This is a genomic window from Pedobacter sp. NJ-S-72, from assembly GCF_053890575.1.
The window spans coordinates 4,242,570-4,259,699 of sequence record NZ_CM132681.1; the positions used below are offsets into that span (position 1 = coordinate 4,242,570).

The following is a 17,130-nucleotide window of genomic DNA, read 5'->3' on the forward strand; positions in this document are numbered from 1 at the left end:
GAAAATAAGGTTCTAAATATTAAGTTTAACCGTTTACAGCTCATAAATCACGTATCCCGCTCTATGCAATTCTTAAATTGCGAACAACAGCCTCTTACCTTATTGCATAAAACGTTAAACCATTGTTCATTTTTTTACTCATAGATATAAGTTAGGTTATATTATAAATACACACAAATGAAAAACATGATCAAATTGCCAGCTGTACTACTGGGGCTCATGCTCTTGTTCGGCTGCACGACACAGCAATCGATGGCGCAAGGGGGATATGATGATATCTCACTACAGTCATTTTATGATGAATTATCACCTTATGGAACCTGGATACAGGATCCGCAGTACGGAAATGTCTGGCGTCCTGACGTAGATCAGGATGACTTCAGGCCATATTATACGGATGGTCGCTGGGCGATGACTGAATACGGGAATACCTGGGTATCAGACTATGACTGGGGATGGGGGCTCCATTTCACTATGGCCGTTGGGTAAACAACAGGTTTAATCAATGGGTTTGGATTCCCGATACACAATGGGGTCCTGCATGGGTTAGCTGGAGAAGCGGTGGAGGATATTATGGATGGGCTCCGCTAGGCCCGGGCATTAACATTAACATCAATATTGGTGGTGGTGGATATAATACACCTAGTAACTGGTGGAATTTTATCCCGCAACGTAGTATTTACAGCAATAGTTACCCGCGTTATTCAAGCAGAAACATAACAATCATCAACCGTACTACGATTATTAATAATACTTATGGACGTGGTGGCAGAAATACTTATTACACAGGCCCAAGAGCTGACGAGATAAGAAGAGTCACCAACAGAGATGTAAGGGTTTACAATGTAAACCGTTCAGACAGACCGGGAAGAACAAGTATATCAAATAATAATATCAATATTTATAATCCAAGATCCAACAGCAGAGGTGATAACAATAATAGCAGCTCAAGAACAGAAATATTGATCGTTCAGGAAGAACTAATGGAAATACCTCAGTAAGAGGTGATGTTAATAATTCTTCAAGAACGGGAAATACTAATCCTTCAGGCAGAGGTGATGTGAGTACAACAGGCAGAACTAACGTTACTCCTCCAAGAACAGATGTTATCGGTTCTTCAAGAAGAGGTGACACAGGTACATCTGGCAGAGGAGATATTAATAACTCTTCAAGGACTGGAAACAATGTAATCAGAACTGCAGATCAGCCTGATAGAACACGTTCTTCTTCAAGAGTAGGTAATACCGATCAAAATCAGGCAGCTATTAATAGTGCAAGGGCTCAGCAACAAGACCAGCAGCGTCAGCAACAACAACGCCAGCAACAGGATCAGCAACGCCAGCAACAAGACCAGCAGCGTCAGCAACAACAACGCCAGCAACAGGATCAGCAGCGTCAGCAACAAGACCAGCAGCGCCAGCAACAACAACGCCAGCAACAGGATCAGCAGCGTCAGCAACAACAGACCAGCAGCGTCAGCAACAACAACGCCAGCAACAGGATCAGCAGCGCCAGCAACAACAACAATCCAGAGGTTCAGGAGATGATAATTCTCAAAGAGCCGGATCTTCAAGAGGCGGAAGAGGCAATTAAAACACATAAATAAAAACCGGCTATAATGGCCGGTTTTTTTATTTTATATATTATATTTATCTTTGCAGCCTCATCAAGCAATATGCTTAACCCTTTATGATTCACCCCGAAATAGAAAAACGAAAAACATTCGCCATTATCAGTCACCCGGATGCCGGAAAAACAACATTAACTGAAAAGTTTCTGCTGTTTGGAGGAGCAATTAATACCGCTGGTGCTGTAAAACGTAACAAAGCCAATCAAAGCAGTACTTCAGATTTTATGGAGATTGAGAAACAACGTGGAATATCCGTTGCGACCTCAGTAATGGGTTTTGAATACAAAGATAAACGCATCAATATTCTGGATACACCAGGTCACAAGGATTTCGCCGAAGATACCTACAGAACTTTATCCGCGGTGGATAGCGTAATCCTGGTTGTAGACTGTGTAAAAGGTGTAGAGGAACAAACAGAAAAACTGATGGCTGTATGCCGGATGCGTAACACTCCTGTAATTATCTTTATCAATAAGATGGACAGGGAAGGTAAAGATGCCTTTGATTTGCTGGATGAAATCGAGAATAAATTGAATATCAGTTTATGCCCATTATCATGGCCAATTGGACAAGGACATACTTTTAAAGGTGTATATAGTATCTACAACAAACATCTTAACTTGTTTGAACCGGATAAAACAAAGATTGCAGACCCTGTTATAGAGGTAAGTGACCTGAACGATCCGAACTTAAACAACTTCCTGAAACCCAAAGAGCTTGAAGAATTAAAAAATGATCTAGAATTAGTAGAGGGTGTTTACGGTACTTTAGATCAGAGTATGTACACAGAAGGCCTTCTTGCCCCTGTTTTTTTTGGCAGTGCCATTAATAACTTCGGGATTAAAGAATTGCTGGATACCTTTATTAATATCGCTCCAAGCCCAAGAAGCAGAGAAGCGGAACAAAGAGAAGTACTGGTAGAAGAGAAAAACTTTTCAGGATTTGTCTTTAAAATACATGCCAATCTTGATCCTAAACACCGTGACCGCATTGCTTTCTTAAGGATATGTTCTGGCAAATTCGAAAGAAATAAATTCTATTTCCATACACGCCAGGGTAAAAAACTTAAGTTTTCTAACCCCATGGACTTTATGGCCAACGAAAAAAAAGTATAGTAGAAGAAGCCTGGCCAGGTGATGTTGTTGGTTTATATGACAGCGGTAACTTTAAAATCGGAGACACCTTGACAGAGGGCGAACAATTACAGTTTAAAGGCATTCCTAGCTTCTCTCCTGAAATATTTAAGGAAGTAGAGAACAAAGATCCGCTTCGCACCAAACAGCTTGAAAAAGGCATACAACAACTAACAGAAGAAGGTGTTGCACAATTATTCACTCAGCAGCCTGGAAACAGAAAAATTATTGGTGCTGTAGGCGAATTACAGTTTGAAGTAATTGCATTCAGACTGGAGCATGAGTATGGTGCAAAAGCACATTTCCGTATGTTAAGCTACAGCAGATCAAACTGGGTAACTTCAACTGATAAAAAGAAACTGGAAGAGTTTGTAAAACGTAAAGGACAACACATCGGACAGGATAAAGACGGAAATCCAGTATTTCTTGCGGATAATGATTTTATGATCAATATGACCAAAAGAGATTATCCGGATATCGAATTTCATAAAACTTCTGAATTCAAATAATCAGGATTCAAATCAAATATTAAGGGCAATACCGGGAAAACCAGTATTGCCTTTTTTTGTATCCTCTCTTAATAAAAAATATAGCCCGTACTTTTATTTCGACGAACGCCTGTTTTCAATCTACGAAAGTCATAATAACCCCAAAATCAGTCCTTAACCCTGATTCACCTGTTCATCTAGGATAAAGAGTAATTGGTATATAAAACATTTTAGCAGAGCTTTTTAAATCATTCTATTTGTTTCAACAAAACGAATTATTATGAAAAATCTACTTAACATTTCGCCATTTATACTCTTATTAATTCCGGTATTCGTCATGATGATTCTGACATTCACCAACAGTGCCAGCCGTCCTGATCAGACCGCAGAGATTGCAGCAAAAATAACTGCGAATACAAATTCACTGGACAAACCCAGCGCATCAATCTCCAAATAATGAAACAAATAGCTACGAAAATCTTCCAATACAGGAATTTGCCCCACAAAAAAAGGGTATCCTGAATTTGCAAAACATTGCAAACCAAAATACCCTCTGTAAATGATTTTATAATACTATTTCAGTTTACTTAACGCAGCTTTAACACGTGGAATCATTTCTTTGATATCAGTCAGTGAACAAGCACCAACCGACGCACGGAACCATGCTTTAGTTTCATCATTACCAAAGCAAGAGAATGGCACTAATGCCACCTGAGCTTCTTTAATCAGGTAAGAGTTAACATCAGTACTGTCTTTCAGTAAATCTCCATCAGCAGTAGTCTTACCAATATAATCGATTTTAAGTGTCAGATAAATAGCCCCCATAGGTGCAATTGCATCTACTGCAAAACCATCATTTTTCAGCTCCTGAAAACCTTTATATAAAGCATTCAGACTATCCTGAATCTGTTCTTTAAACGAAGTTAAAAATTCATCAACCTTAACTTTATCAGCAAAAAACTTACCAACAGCAACCTGTTCTGCTTTTGGAGCCCATGCACCAATATGTGTCAATAAAGCTTTCATTTTGCTAATCACTTTATCTGGTCCGAATGCCCATCCTACACGCACACCAGTACTTGCAAGACATTTAGAGATTCCGTCAATATAAATTGTGTAATCTTTTAATTCAGGACGTAAACTAACCGGGTTGATATGTTCTTTTCCAAAAGTTAACAGAGAATAAATCTGATCGTACATGATGTACAATGGCTTCTCACCTTCAGCTCTTGATTTATTTTCTTCAATCACAAGGTCACAGATCTCTTCCAGCTGCTCTTTAGTAAACATTGTACCCGTAGGGTTCAATGGAGAACATAAAGCCAGTAAAGTCGCTCCTTTAAGATAAGGTTTTAACAATTCAGCAGTAGGCATGAAATTGTTTTCCGCAGTCGTTTCCACAGCAATACCTTCGGCAGAAGAAAGGTGACAATAGTGATTATTATTCCATGATGGAGCAGGATAAATTACTTTATCACCCGGATCAATCAAAGCAAGATAAGTTGCATAAATCAACGGGCGCGAACCACCTGAAACTAATATTTCATTTGTTTTAAAATCAAGATCATATCTGTCTTTTAAAACGTCTACAATCGTTTCACGTAAAGCTAAAATACCATCAGCAGGCGGATAATTTGTATGATTATGGTTATAAGCATCAACAATTTCAGCTTTCAGCCCTGCTGGTATAGGAAAAATTGATGGGTCAAAATCACCAATAGTTAAATTGGCAATCTTAGCACCTTTGCTTTTCAGCTCATTAACCTCATTACCAATTTTAATGATTTCTGATCCAATAAGTGTATTTGCTAATACCGATACATTCATGTTTTATAATTTATTAATGGTTAGAATTAAGCCAGCAAACTTTGAATAGCTGACTTGGTTTTTTCAAAATTAAACTGGTCGAGAATGGTTTCCATCATCTCCTCAATTTGTGGATTACACAGATTTCCGATGCTCCCTTCATGAGTATGATTAACCTTAACTCCCGGTACAAAGGTACCATTTTCAATCGTCTCTCCTACTATCTGATAAGCTTCTCTGAAAGGAACACCCTTTAAAGCCAAATCATTAACAACCTCTACACTAAACAAATAAGCATATTTTTTATCTGTAAGGATATCATCTTTAAGCGTGATATGCTGTAACATATATGTTGTCATTTCCAGACACTCGTTTAAAGACACAATTGAAGGGAAAAGATTTTCTTCAATAATTGCAAGTCACGGTGGTAGCCTGATGGCAGATTCGTAGTCATCATTGCAATTTCATTCGGCAATGCCTGGATCTTATTACACCTTGAACGGATCAGCTCAAATACATCCGGATTCTTTTTATGTGGCATAATGCTTGAACCAGTGGTCAGTTCATCCGGAAACTTGATAAAACCAAAGTTCTGATTGATAAACAGACATACATCCATAGCCATTTTAGCTAAGGTTGCAGCTACAGAAGACATCGCCTGAGCCAAAATTCTTTCCGTTTTCCCTCTGCCCATTTGCGCATAAACAACATTGTAATTCAGGTTCTCAAAACCTAAAAGATTTGTTGTCATTGTTCTGTTTAGCGGGAAAGACGAACCATAGCCCGCAGCAGAACCCAATGGATTTTTATTACAGATTTTCCATGCTGCAAGCATCATTTCCATATCATCCACCAGGCTTTCTGCATAAGCACCAAACCAAAGTCCAAAAGACGAAGGCATTGCGATCTGCAAATGTGTATAACCCGGTAATAATTTGTCTTTATGTGTGTTACTTAGCGCGATTAGCTGTTGAAATAATACAGCAGAATTACCCACCATTTCTTCAATTCTATCTCTGAAAAACAATTTAAGGTCAACCAGAACCTGGTCATTACGTGATCTTCCGCTGTGAATCTTTTTTCCCGCTTCTCCGATACGCTGAGTCAGTAACCATTCAACCTGCGAATGGACATCCTCTACCGTATCTTCAATTTTAAACTCTCCAGCTTCAATTTCAGCGTAAATAGCTTTCAGCTCCTTTTGTATTTCAGCAAGTTCAGCAGCGGTCAGTAAACCGATGCTTTCCAGCATTTCTACATGCGCAAGGGAACCCAGCACATCAAAAGCCGCCATTTGTAAATCCAGCTCCCTGTCTTTACCGACAGTAAAACTCTCAATACTTTTATTTACTTCTATATTTTTTTGCCAGATCTTCATTATATATTCAAATTATAAAACGCTCTCTAAAGAGCAAATGTTAGTGGCAAAATACAATTTTGCCTTTATCAAATTACTTCCCGTTGATAACTGGTTTCAGCATATCAATGTATAGTTCTATGCCTTCAGCAATCTCTTTTACGAACACGTATTCATCAGCCATATGTGAACGGGCTGAATCACCAGGCCCCACTTTTACGGAAGGAATACTCAATAATGCCTGATCAGAAGTAGTAGGTGAACCATAAGTCGTTCTGCCTAATGCAATCCCGGACTGAACAAGCGGATGTTCCTTATCAATTGATGAAGGCTTTAGCCGGACAGACCGTGCCTTGACATCACAATCCACATTAGTACGGATAATTCTTAATACCTCTTCATTACTGTAAGCATCTGTTACCCTTACGTCAACTGTAAAAATACAGGTTGCAGGTACAACGTTATGCTGAGACCCGGCATTGATAATCGTCACTGACATTTTCAAAGGTCCGAAAACTTCAGACACCTTTGCAAAACGGTAATTTCTGACCATTCAATATCCTTTAATGCTTTATAAATTGCATTATCACCTTCTTCTCTGGCAGCATGGCCAGCTTTTCCGGTAACCGTACAATCCAGCACCAGCAAACCTCTTTCTGCAATCGCCAGCTGCATTTCTGTCGGCTCGCCAACAATTGCGAATTCCAGGTCTCCAAGATCAGGAATCACACATTCCAAACCGTTATTACCTGATATTTCTTCTTCAGCAGTAGTTGCTAAGCAAATATTATAAGTCAGGTCTTCCTGCTCATAAAAATAAAGGAAAGTTGCAATCAGAGAAACAAGACAGCCTCCCGCATCATTACTTCCCAACCCATATAACTTTCCATCTTCTATTTTTGGCTCGTAAGGATCTCTTGTATAACCTGTATTAGGCTTTACCGTATCATGGTGCGAATTTAAAAGTACAGTAGGCTTACCAGCATCAAAATGTTTATTGTAAGCCCAGATATTATTCAGTTTACGGTGTATTTTAATTTGTCGTTCCGCAAAAATTGCCCGATCAGATCAGCAGTTTTCTCTTCTTCTTTACTGAAGGATTGAATACTGATCAGATTCTTTAACAATTCCAAACTATCTTTTTGCAGCGTCTCTATCATAATAATTTATTCTTTTGTATATAATGCCCCGGCTTTTATAGCCGAAAGCTTAATGCCTTTAATCAGGGATGAACTGAACCCATTATGTTCCATTTCATTCAGGCCCGCAATGGTACATCCCTTTGGCGATGTTACTTTATCAATTTCCTGTTCAGGATGCGACTGCATCTGTAGTAATAAATCAGCAGCTCCTTTTGCGGTTTGAACAGCCATTTTTAGTGCTTCATCTGCATGGAAACCGATTTCCACCCCGCCTTGCGAAGCCGCGCGGATACCACGTAAAAAGAAGGCAATACCACAGGCACACAAAGCAGTTGCCGCAGTCATCAGATCTTCATTAATTTTTACGACAGCACCAACTGTTTCAAACATGGTCGAAACCTCAGCTACATGTGCTGCCGAAGCATTATCTGTAGCAATACACGTCATAGACTGGCCAATGGCGATGGCTGTATTGGGCATAGCACGGATCACTTCTAAATTTTCTCCAAGTTTTTCACGGATAGCAGCACAGCTTACACCGGAAGCCACAGAAATAATCAAATGCTTTTTGATATCGATTACACTTGAAATCTGTTCCATCAGCTGGTTCAGCTGTTGCGGCAATACCGCCAGAACAATTACATCCGAATCAGTTACTGCCGCAGCATTATCAGCACTGACCTGATAACCAAGGTCAGCGAATTCCGCTAAACGGTTTACAGTTCTCCTGGTTAATGTAATCTGGTTAGCTTGTACGTAATTCGCTTTAACTAACCCCTTAGCCAGCGAAATTCCAATGTTTCCGCTACCAAGTATGGCTATCTTTCTTGTAAACTCTCCCATATTAATCTATTAATCGGGTTCCGAAACCCTGTGTATCAATCTGTGGTAATTCATCTGCTTTGCCAATATAGAGACGGCCTTAACCCCTTGTCTGATGGCTTCAAATGCATTATGTAACTTAGGGATCATCCCTCCTGAAACTATCCCTTCCGTTTGTAATCTTTCAAAATCTTCTCTTTTGATTTCAGTAACCAGCGAGTTTTCATCATCCACATCTTTCAAAACACCCTTTTTCTCAAAACAGTAAACCAGGCGTGTATCATAAGTGGCAGACATTGCCACCGCAACAGCAGAAGCAATCGTATCTGCGTTTGTATTTAGTAACTGGCTGTCTCCATCATGTGTAATCGCACATAAAACAGGGATAAGTTTGCTTTTCAGTAAACTGTCCAGCGTCGTTACCGATACAGAATTTTCATCCAGATCACCTACAAAACCAAAGTCTATCTCTTTTACAGGGCGTTTTACAGCCTTAATCACATTTCCGTCAGCTCCACTCAATCCAATCGCATTACATCCTCTTGCCTGTAACTGCGCGACCATATTCTTATTAATAATCAGCCCACGTAAACCATTGTAACCACACGAAGGGTCTCAATATCTGTAATTCTTCTGCCGTCTACCAGTTTAGGTTCAATTCCCAGAGATGTACCTAGTTCTGTAGCAATTTTACCGCCTCCATGAATCAGGATCTTATCTCCCGGCAAAGCCGTAAAATCAACCAGAAACTGATGCAGTTTCTCTGAGTTATCAATTACATTTCCACCTATTTTTATAACTGTTAACTGCTTCATTCTTTATTTCTTAAGGAACTCGTTGATTATAGGAAATTCTTTTTCTGGTTCTTCCACCTGTGGGTTATGACCAGATTTTTCAAACATTACAAATTGTGCCTGCGGGCAGTATTCTTTATATTTTACCATCATCCAGGGTGTTGCCACTCTGTCGAAACGGCCGCCAATAACTAAAACCGGCATTTTTAAATCCTTTAACTGTTTTCTGAAATCGAATGTACCTATATCACTTCCTACATAGAAATCACCATCTCTGCCTACCATTTGATATAAAGTTTAGTGTTCATACTGTTAGGGTAAGGCTTTCTGCCTCTGGCAACAAACTGACCTGGATTATAAGCATATAAAAAACCATAAGGGACTTTACCATAAATCTCCTGATGCTGTGCATCGCTTGAAACAGCGCCCTGCTCCCTGATTTTCATCAGGTCAGCCCAAACCTCCGGATAATTGGTTTTAATCTCATGATTAGAGTTATCATCATTTTCCTGCCACATCACATAACTGTGAAAAGTATTGGCCAGAATCAAATGGCTCACATTATCCGGATATTTAATTGCATATCCTTGTGCGACCAACCCACCGTAAGAATGTCCCAAAAGAGACACTTTACTTAATTTCAGTGCTTTTCTTAAACCTTCTATATCTTCAATATCTCTTTGCAAGCTATAATCTGAAACAACTTTTGCAGTATCCGACTTTCCTCTTCCGAATCCATCAAAATAGATTAACTGGTGATTGGCATCTGCTAAAGGATCAAAACTTCTTAATCCTGGATGGATGTGCACCACCAGGTCCGCCAGCAATAAAGATAACCGGATCACCCTGTCCAACTGTTACCACCCATAATTTAGCTCCGTTGACAGTAATAAATTTACCATCAGTCCAGCTGTCTACAGTTTTTTGCTGAGCAAAAGATAGTGCGGTAAAGAATAGCGCACAAAATAAAAGGCTTATTCGTTTCATCTATTTGTTTATTTATTTTTGGTCAGATGGAGCCTTTGATGATTAAAATAATCATTTTGCTGTAAGCTTAATAATTATTTTAATCATGTCGGGTTCATCGGATGATTTAGGTTTTTCATGGTTAAAAGCCCTTAGGAGCATCATTTCAGTGATCTGTCAGGCTCTCCTAAGATAGCTTTTGTAACAGATCTTTCAAAACTGCCTGTGCTGCCCATAAACGATTTCCTGCTTCATGAATCACTAAAGAATTTGGCCCGTCCAATACCTCAGATGAAAGCTCCAGATCTCTTCTAACTGGTAAACAATGCATCACTTTTGCATTATTTGTACCTTTTAAAAGTTCATTATTTAGCATCCACCCTTCCGGATAAGGCAATATTTTGCCGTACTCTTTATAACTTGACCAGTTTTTCACATAGATATAATCTGCCCCTTCCAATGCTTCCTGCAGGTTATGCGTAATCTGAGCTCCGGGAGTAAAATCTTCGGAAAGCTCATATCCTTCTGGCTGAACAATGGTAAAATCAAGCATATCTTCCTGCTGTGCTTTACACATCCATTCAGAAAAAGAATTAGGTACCGCTTGTGGCAAAGCCTTGATATGCGGTGCCCAGGCTAAAACAACTTTAGGTTTAGCTGTACCTTTCCAGGTTTCTTTAATCGTTACCAAATCTGCCAGACTCTGTAAAGGGTGTCGGGTTGCACTCTCTAAACTCACTACCGGAACACCACAATATTTGATAAACTTGTTAAAGAAATCTTCATTATAATCTTCCTCTCTGTTTACCAGCTTTGGGAAGGAACGAAGTCAAGGATATCACAATATTGTCCCATTACTGCTGCAGCTTCACGAATATGCTCAACAGTGCTCCCATTCATCACTACCCCATCCTCTGTTTCCAATGCCCATCCTTCTTTGTCCATATTCATCACCATCACACTCATTCCTAAGTTTATGGCAGCTTTCTGGGTACTTAAACGGGTACGCAAGCTTGGATTCAGGAAAACCAGTCCAAGAGTTTTATTTTTCCCCAGCTGCTGATCTGCATAGGGATTACTTTTTAATGCGATGGCATCCTTTACCAATTGGCCGATGTCTTCAACATCATTTACTGAAGTGAACTGGTTCATCCTTTTATAGCAATTTTAAAGTTTTCCAAAAATTGATCTGCTTGTGCTTTGGTTAGGTTAAGCGCTGGCAATAACCTGATAACATTCGGCTTAGCCTCTCCTGTGAAGATAAAATGCTTAAACAACAAGTTCTTCTTCACTGCTGAAAGTTCTTCCGGAAGATCAATACCTATCATCATGATAAACCACGTCCTCTTACTTCACGAACTCCTTCGATTTTTTTAAGTTCCGTGATTAAATAGTCACCTATCTTAGCTGCATTTTCCATCAGCTGATCTTGTTCCATAATTTCCAGAACTGCTAATGCAGCTGCGCAAGCCAGGTGGTTTCCACCAAAAGTAGTTCCCAGCATAGAATGCCATGCTGTAAATTTAGGTGCAATAGAAATCCCTGCTACCGGAAACCCATTTCCCATTCCTTTAGCCATGGTATATACATCGGCATTTACCCCAGCGTAATCATGAGAATAAAATAAACCTGTTCTGCCGTAACCACATTGAACACTGTCAGCAATATAGACTGCATTATACTGATCACATAAAGTACGGATGAGCTGAAGGAAACTTACAGAAGCTTCTTTAATACCGCCAACACCTTGTATACCTTCAATAATCACAGAGCTGATTTCTTCTCCATATGCTGCGAAAGCCTGTTTCAGGGCATCCTCATCATTGAAGGGCAGCAAAAAACGATGTTATCTGTGCTGTTTACTGGTGCAATAATTTTAGGATTATCAGTTGCAGAAACCGCAAGAGAGGTACGACCGTGGAAAGCTCCTTTGAAAGCAATAACCTTTTTTCTTCCGTTGTAGAAAGAGGCTAGTTTTAATGCATTTTCATTAGCCTCAGCTCCAGAATTACAAAGGAATAACTGGAAATCAGTCTTTCCTGATACTTTACCTAATTTTTCAGCAAGCTCTACCTGCAGAGGTATTTTCACTGAATTAGAGTAGAAACCTACTTTATTCAGCTGATCTGTCAAACGCTTTACATAGTGAGGATGAGTATGACCGATAGAAATTACGGCATGGCCGCCATAAAGGTCAAGATACTCCTGCCCTTTGGCATCCCATACGGTACTGCCTGAGGCTTTCACAATTTCTATATCATTTAAAGGGTATACATCGAATAAGTTCATCTTTTTAAAAGCTTTTTACCTTAGGTTTTGACCTCAGGTGGTTCGTAAAATAATTTGATTGCAGCACCTGTTTAAATTTAAACAGGTGCTTTTGTTTGTCTAAAAAGCAGTTGCTTTAAGTTTCAGGCCTTGCCGTTCGTCTAACCCAAACATCAAATTCATATTCTGTACCGCCTGTCCGCTTGCTCCTTTTAATAAATTATCTATAATACTGATTATTAATAATTTGCCACCATGCTTTTCTACATGCACAAGCCCCTTATTCGTATTTACTACCTGCTTAAGATCGATATTCTTTTTACTTACATGCGTAAAAGGATGTCCGCTATAGTAGTCTTCGTAAACAGCTTGTGCCTGTTCTGCTGTTAAATCGCTTTCCAGATAAACCGCAGCAAGAATTCCTCTTGTAAAATCTCCACGTTGAGGGATAAAGTTAAGATCCTGGTTAAAATCAGCATCAAGCTGTAATAAGCTCTGTCCGATCTCATTCAGATGCTGATGTTCAAAAGCCTTATAAACAGACAAATTATTGTTACGCCAGCTAAAATGTGAGGTTGCTGCCAGACTTTGCCCTGCTCCTGTTGAACCTGTTGTTGCATTGATATGCACTTCGCTTTTCAATAACCCTTTTGCAGCCAGAGGCAATAAAGCCAGTTGGATACAGGTTGCGAAACAACCCGGGTTAGCAATAAAACCGGCCGTCTTGATACGGTCTCTGTTTAATTCAGGTAAACCGTAAACCCAGTCTGTACCTGCCGCCCCGGATAATCTGAAATCCTGGCTCAGGTCTATTATTTTGATCCCTGCCGCAATAGGATTTGCGTCAAGAAACTTTTTTGCATCGCCATGGCCTACGCATAAAAAAAAGTACATCAATGGCAGAAGAAAGTTCATCTGTAAAGCGCAGATCAGTATCTCCTAAAAGATCAGTATGGACATCTGAAATCAGATTACCACCATTACTGTTACTATGTACAAATACGATTTCTACATCTGCATGGTTAATTAACAGACGCAGCATTTCACCACCGGTATATCCGGCACCGCCAACTATACCTGCTTTAATCTTCATTGCCGTTCACTTTATGCCAGATCATTACCTGGTTGCCAAATATTTTAGAGAACCCTTTAACATCCTCACCGCTCCATGCATTGTTCATTTCACCGTAGCTGCCAAATTTATTGCTCATCAGATCATGTTTAGATTCGATACCGATAATCTGGAATCTGTATGGCAATAACTCTACAAACACTTTTCCGCTTACTGTATGTTGTGTATCTGCAAGGAAAGCTTCAATGTTGCGCATGACCGGATCATGGAACTGACCTTCATGCAGCCAGTTTCCATAAAAAGAAGCCAATTGCTCTTTCCATGACAATTGCCATTTTGTTAAAGTATGTTTCTCTAAAGTATGGTGTGCTTTGATAATAACCATTGGTGCGGCAGCTTCAAAACCTACACGTCCTTTAATTCCAATAATTGTATCTCCAACATGGATATCACGTCCGATACCATATGGCTGTGCAATCGCCTGTAATTTCTGAATGCTTTTACCGGCTCCAATTGCTCACCGTCAAGTGCAACCAGTTCTCCTTTTTCAAAAGTAAGCTCAATTTTGCGGCTCTTAGTTTCAGAAGCCTGTGTTGGCCATGCTTCTTCTGGTAAAGTTTCGTTAGAAGTCAAAGTTTCCTTTCCTCCTACTGAAGTACCCCATAAACCTTTGTTGATAGAATATCTTGCTTTTTCTGCACTATACTCAACTCCGTGTTTACTTAAATATTCTATTTCCGCTTCGCGGGATAATTTCAAATCTCTGATTGGTGTGATAATCTCAACATTAGGAATGATGATATTAAAGATCATATCAAAACGAACCTGATCATTTCCTGCTCCTGTACTTCCATGAGCAACGTAATCAGCACCTATCTTTTTCACATAGTTTGCAATTGCTGTAGCCTGGCTTACACGCTCAGCACTTACAGAAAGCGGGTAAGTTGCATTTTTCAATACATTACCAAATACCAGGTATTTAATACAACCATCGTAATAATTTGCAGTTTCATCAACTACTGCATGAGAAGCCACTCCTAAAGCGTAAGCTCTTTTTTCAATTTCCTGTAATTCTTCATCAGAAAAACCACCTGTGTTGACAATTACTGAGTGAACTTCAAGTCCACGGTCCTGTGCCAGGTGAATACAGCAAAATGAAGTATCTAAACCTCCGCTAAAAGCTAAAACTACTTTCTTTTTCATGAGCAATGTGTGTGTGTTATTATTTAAAAAATAGAGTTGGTAAATGTAATATTGATTTCAGGCCTCCTTTATCATCCGGAGATTTTGGCTTAAGCACCAATCTTTGTTTGATGCGCATAAAGCGTTCGTATAACTTAGGCTTGCGTTCTAATTCTTCTGCAAACTTCTTTGCTACATCGTGTTTCTGTGTCGCAGGATCGTAAAGCATAGCTGTACACATACAGTTCTTACGATCTTTACTTTTCAGGATTTCGAAATTCACGCAGCTCTGACATCCTTTCCAGAATTCTTTCTTCACCTGAGAAAGCTCAGAGTAAGTTACCGGTTCATAACCCAGATCGGAGTTAATTTTCATTACTGCCAGCCCCGTAGTCAATCCAAATATCTTAGCCTTAGGATACTTTTGACGTGATAATTCAAAAATCTTGTGTTTAATAGTATGTGCCAGTCCCATTTTTCTGTACTTAGGACTGACTACTAATCCTGAATTGGCCACAAACTGTCCGTGGCTCCATGTTTCAATGTAGCAGAATCCAGCCCAGGAGCCGTCTTTATGAAAAGCAATAACTGATTTTCCTTCAGTCATCTTTCCAGCCACATATTCAGGTGAGCGTTTAGCGATACCAGTACCTCGTGCTTTGGCAGATTCAGCCATTTCATCACAGATTTCTTCTGCAAACACACGATGTTCAGGAAGTGCAACCTGCACTATAAAATCGTTTATATTCATTAATAGTTAACGAAAAAAAGATAAAATATTCTTATTAATTGATTTTGAAGAGACGCAAGCCTCTAAAGACTGAGTTAGAATTAACTCAAATACGGGGTGTATAATTTTGCCGGCTGGTGGTTACATAAATGACTGGTTCCAGACGTTCAATATATAAACTTCTCGCAGCAATGTTTTTTGCTGTTACGATTGAAAGTTTATGCATTATCTGTTTGATCATTTTCTGTATAATTCCCGCTTTAAAATATTAATGCTGTAAAGGTTTAAATAAATATCGAGTTGTGCAACAGGTTTTTTGTTTTTTTACATTTAATCAACTGCTTGGCCCTCATGAGGTCACCGCTCAATTCAGATACTTTGTAATCAATCTTCTTGTTTACCTGCCAAAGCGAAAATAATAGGATAAAAGATCAAGTTCACCCTGAAGCATGGAACCAATCATCTCCATCCCTATCACTGAAAAAGTAATCCCATTTCCCCCAAATCCCAAAACGAAATAAGTATCCGGGAACTTAGGGTGCTCCCCAATATATGGCAAACCATCCTTTGTCTCTCCAAATGTCCCGCACCAGCAAAAAAAATCCTCAATGAACTTCACATCAGGCAGAAATTTTGTTACAGTCTTTACCAGTTTGTTCTTTTTACGTTCTAACAGCGCATCACGCCTGAGTGGATTCTTAAAGTTTTCGTCCTCACCGCCTACCAAAAGCCGGCCGTCGCTCGTTGTACGCATGTATAAATAAGGTGAATCTGTATTCCAGAACAGCGTATCACAGATATCGTCTTTAAGTTGTTTGTTTTGCTCACTAACCATAGCGTAAGTACTTTTCAGCTTTACAATCTTCTCAGGCAGCATCTCCTGTGTTTCATATCCGGTGCAGTAAACAATTTTATTTGCTGTAATTATTGCTCCATTCTCAGTTTGGGCTAATAACAGCCCTTTTTGATACTTTACCTTCTCCAGCTTTGTTTTATCGTAAACTTCTAATCCTCTTTTTGCATTGTAATGCAGCAAATCATGGGCAAGGCAAAAGGCATCAACACTTGCGCCATCTTTCGATAATATTGCTCCTTCTCTGCAATCAGGCCGTATTTTTCCTGAATCTCTGTTTTATCCAACCAGATTACGTCAAAATCAGCTGCTCTTCTTGCATCAAATTCCTTTTTCAGCCACCCAAGATCTTTTTTCTGATGAGCGAAATAAACGGAGTCCTTTTTTTTGAAGCCACAACCGGATTTGATTTCATCTACCAGCTTTTCTAATTTATAAATTGAGTCCCGGCATGCTCTATAGCTTCCTACAGCGCCTTGCTCTCCAATCTGCTCAATCAATTGATATAATGGAACATCAATTTCATATTGCAACATGGAGGTGGTCGCAGAACTGCTTCCATTTGCGATCTCTCTTTTATCAATTAATACTGTTTTGTATCCTTTTTCTGTGAGAGAATGCGCCATCAGAGCTCCGGTTATTCCACTGCCGACGATCAATATATCACAGCTAATATTCTCTCTCAGAGATGGGTAAGTATGCAAAAGGCCATTTTTTACCAGCCAAAAAGGTTCGTTAGAGCGTATGTTCATAAGCTTGTTTCTGGGTGATACAACAATATTTGGATTACTCTGTTTTAATTTTCGGTTTAGACTTCTTTAACTCCGTCCTATTTATTTGTAAGTTTATCCTGATTAGTTAATACCCCTTTTTATGAAGAAGCTACT

At 39.4% G+C, this 17,130-nt stretch carries 13 protein-coding genes and 8 pseudogenes; 5 read left to right on the top strand and 16 right to left on the bottom strand.

The genetic code is table 11. The features are described 5' to 3' along the window. The first annotated feature begins 177 nt into the window (after positions 1 to 177). The 5 genes and pseudogenes from ACWYN3_RS28160 to ACWYN3_RS28180 all read left to right on the top strand — a co-directional run bounded on the left by ACWYN3_RS28160 (position 178) and on the right by ACWYN3_RS28180 (position 3,708). On the top strand, positions 178 to 489 hold the full coding sequence (locus ACWYN3_RS28160) for a DUF6600 domain-containing protein (protein ID WP_456217309.1): 312 nt from the start codon (positions 178 to 180) through the stop codon (positions 487 to 489). Next, on the top strand, positions 456 to 1,001 hold the full coding sequence (locus tag ACWYN3_RS28165; RefSeq protein WP_456217310.1) for a DUF6600 domain-containing protein: 546 nt from the start codon (positions 456 to 458) through the stop codon (positions 999 to 1,001). The genes ACWYN3_RS28160 and ACWYN3_RS28165 overlap by 34 nt, the downstream gene beginning before the upstream one ends. Positions 1,002 to 1,060: 59 nt before the next feature. Continuing rightward, positions 1,061 to 1,606, top strand: coding sequence for a hypothetical protein (locus ACWYN3_RS28170; RefSeq protein WP_456217311.1), 546 nt, complete (start codon positions 1,061 to 1,063; stop codon positions 1,604 to 1,606). A gap of 83 nt (positions 1,607 to 1,689) precedes the next feature. After that, a pseudogene (locus ACWYN3_RS28175) lies at positions 1,690 to 3,272 on the top strand (peptide chain release factor 3). Positions 3,273 to 3,531: 259 nt separating this feature from the next. Then, positions 3,532 to 3,708: a hypothetical protein gene (locus ACWYN3_RS28180; protein ID WP_456217312.1), complete on the top strand. Its 177-nt coding sequence runs from the start codon at positions 3,532 to 3,534 to the stop codon at positions 3,706 to 3,708. Between the two features lie 116 nt (positions 3,709 to 3,824). Here ACWYN3_RS28180 and ACWYN3_RS28185 read toward each other — a convergent pair whose 3' ends face one another. The 16 genes and pseudogenes from ACWYN3_RS28185 to ACWYN3_RS28260 all read right to left on the bottom strand — a co-directional run bounded on the left by ACWYN3_RS28185 (position 3,825) and on the right by ACWYN3_RS28260 (position 16,995). After that, on the bottom strand, positions 3,825 to 5,078 hold the full coding sequence (locus ACWYN3_RS28185; protein WP_456217313.1) for a pyridoxal phosphate-dependent aminotransferase: 1,254 nt from the start codon (positions 5,076 to 5,078) through the stop codon (positions 3,825 to 3,827). Positions 5,079 to 5,104: 26 nt separating this feature from the next. After that, positions 5,105 to 6,435, bottom strand: a pseudogene (gene argH, locus ACWYN3_RS28190) (argininosuccinate lyase). 73 nt (positions 6,436 to 6,508) lie between these two features. Beyond that, positions 6,509 to 7,574: pseudogene (locus tag ACWYN3_RS28195) on the bottom strand (M20 family metallo-hydrolase). Between the two features lie 6 nt (positions 7,575 to 7,580). Beyond that, positions 7,581 to 8,399, bottom strand: a complete 819-nt coding sequence (gene proC, locus ACWYN3_RS28200; RefSeq protein ID WP_456217314.1) for a pyrroline-5-carboxylate reductase — start codon at positions 8,397 to 8,399, stop codon at positions 7,581 to 7,583. Between the two features lies 1 nt (position 8,400). Beyond that, a pseudogene (argB, locus tag ACWYN3_RS28205) lies at positions 8,401 to 9,193 on the bottom strand (acetylglutamate kinase). Positions 9,194 to 9,196: 3 nt separating this feature from the next. Continuing rightward, the gene (locus ACWYN3_RS28210) at positions 9,197 to 9,457 is read right to left on the bottom strand and encodes an alpha/beta fold hydrolase (protein ID WP_456217315.1); all 261 of its coding nucleotides are present in this window, start codon (positions 9,455 to 9,457) and stop codon (positions 9,197 to 9,199) included. Further along, a complete protein-coding gene (locus ACWYN3_RS28215) occupies positions 9,451 to 9,981 on the bottom strand; it encodes an alpha/beta fold hydrolase (protein ID WP_456217316.1) in 531 nt (176 codons plus the stop codon). The genes ACWYN3_RS28210 and ACWYN3_RS28215 overlap by 7 nt, the downstream gene beginning before the upstream one ends. After that, complete coding sequence (locus tag ACWYN3_RS28220) at positions 9,950 to 10,159, bottom strand: alpha/beta fold hydrolase (protein ID WP_456217317.1); 210 nt, start codon at positions 10,157 to 10,159, stop codon at positions 9,950 to 9,952. The genes ACWYN3_RS28215 and ACWYN3_RS28220 overlap by 32 nt, the downstream gene beginning before the upstream one ends. A 166-nt stretch (positions 10,160 to 10,325) precedes the next feature. Next, a pseudogene (locus tag ACWYN3_RS28225) lies at positions 10,326 to 11,290 on the bottom strand (acetylornithine carbamoyltransferase). Beyond that, positions 11,287 to 12,427, bottom strand: a pseudogene (locus ACWYN3_RS28230) (aspartate aminotransferase family protein). Before ACWYN3_RS28230 ends, ACWYN3_RS28225 begins: the two co-directional pseudogenes overlap by 4 nt. 99 nt (positions 12,428 to 12,526) lie before the next feature. Beyond that, positions 12,527 to 13,499: pseudogene (gene argC / locus ACWYN3_RS28235) on the bottom strand (N-acetyl-gamma-glutamyl-phosphate reductase). Further along, a pseudogene (gene argG, locus ACWYN3_RS28240) lies at positions 13,489 to 14,681 on the bottom strand (argininosuccinate synthase). Before argG ends, argC begins: the two co-directional pseudogenes overlap by 11 nt. Positions 14,682 to 14,700: 19 nt before the next feature. Further along, on the bottom strand, positions 14,701 to 15,411 hold the full coding sequence (locus ACWYN3_RS28245; protein WP_456217318.1) for a GNAT family N-acetyltransferase: 711 nt from the start codon (positions 15,409 to 15,411) through the stop codon (positions 14,701 to 14,703). An 85-nt stretch (positions 15,412 to 15,496) separates the two neighbouring features. Beyond that, the gene (locus ACWYN3_RS28250; RefSeq protein WP_456217319.1) at positions 15,497 to 15,631 is read right to left on the bottom strand and encodes a hypothetical protein; all 135 of its coding nucleotides are present in this window, start codon (positions 15,629 to 15,631) and stop codon (positions 15,497 to 15,499) included. A 156-nt stretch (positions 15,632 to 15,787) separates the two neighbouring features. Then, positions 15,788 to 16,504 (bottom strand): NAD(P)/FAD-dependent oxidoreductase, encoded by a 717-nt coding sequence (locus ACWYN3_RS28255; RefSeq protein WP_456223178.1) that lies wholly within the window; start codon positions 16,502 to 16,504, stop codon positions 15,788 to 15,790. Then, positions 16,396 to 16,995, bottom strand: coding sequence for an NAD(P)/FAD-dependent oxidoreductase (locus ACWYN3_RS28260; RefSeq protein WP_456217320.1), 600 nt, complete (start codon positions 16,993 to 16,995; stop codon positions 16,396 to 16,398). Before ACWYN3_RS28260 ends, ACWYN3_RS28255 begins: the two co-directional genes overlap by 109 nt. Between the last annotated feature and the right edge of the window lie 135 nt (positions 16,996 to 17,130).

Bases quoted from the DNA above. Each gene is read 5' to 3' on its own strand.
- ACWYN3_RS28160 (WP_456217309.1), top strand. From the start codon at position 178: ATGAAAAACATGATCAAATTGCCAGCTGTACTACTGGGGCTCATGCTC.
- ACWYN3_RS28165 (WP_456217310.1), top strand. From the start codon at position 456: ATGGGGGCTCCATTTCACTATGGCCGTTGGGTAAACAACAGGTTTAAT.
- ACWYN3_RS28180 (WP_456217312.1), top strand. From the start codon at position 3,532: ATGAAAAATCTACTTAACATTTCGCCATTTATACTCTTATTAATTCCG.
- ACWYN3_RS28185 (WP_456217313.1), bottom strand. From the start codon at position 5,078: ATGAATGTATCGGTATTAGCAAATACACTTATTGGATCAGAAATCATT.
- proC (WP_456217314.1), bottom strand. From the start codon at position 8,399: ATGGGAGAGTTTACAAGAAAGATAGCCATACTTGGTAGCGGAAACATT.
- ACWYN3_RS28210 (WP_456217315.1), bottom strand. From the start codon at position 9,457: ATGGTAGGCAGAGATGGTGATTTCTATGTAGGAAGTGATATAGGTACA.
- ACWYN3_RS28220 (WP_456217317.1), bottom strand. From the start codon at position 10,159: ATGAAACGAATAAGCCTTTTATTTTGTGCGCTATTCTTTACCGCACTA.
- ACWYN3_RS28245 (WP_456217318.1), bottom strand. From the start codon at position 15,411: ATGAATATAAACGATTTTATAGTGCAGGTTGCACTTCCTGAACATCGT.
- ACWYN3_RS28250 (WP_456217319.1), bottom strand. From the start codon at position 15,631: ATGATCAAACAGATAATGCATAAACTTTCAATCGTAACAGCAAAAAAC.
- ACWYN3_RS28260 (WP_456217320.1), bottom strand. From the start codon at position 16,995: ATGAACATACGCTCTAACGAACCTTTTTGGCTGGTAAAAAATGGCCTT.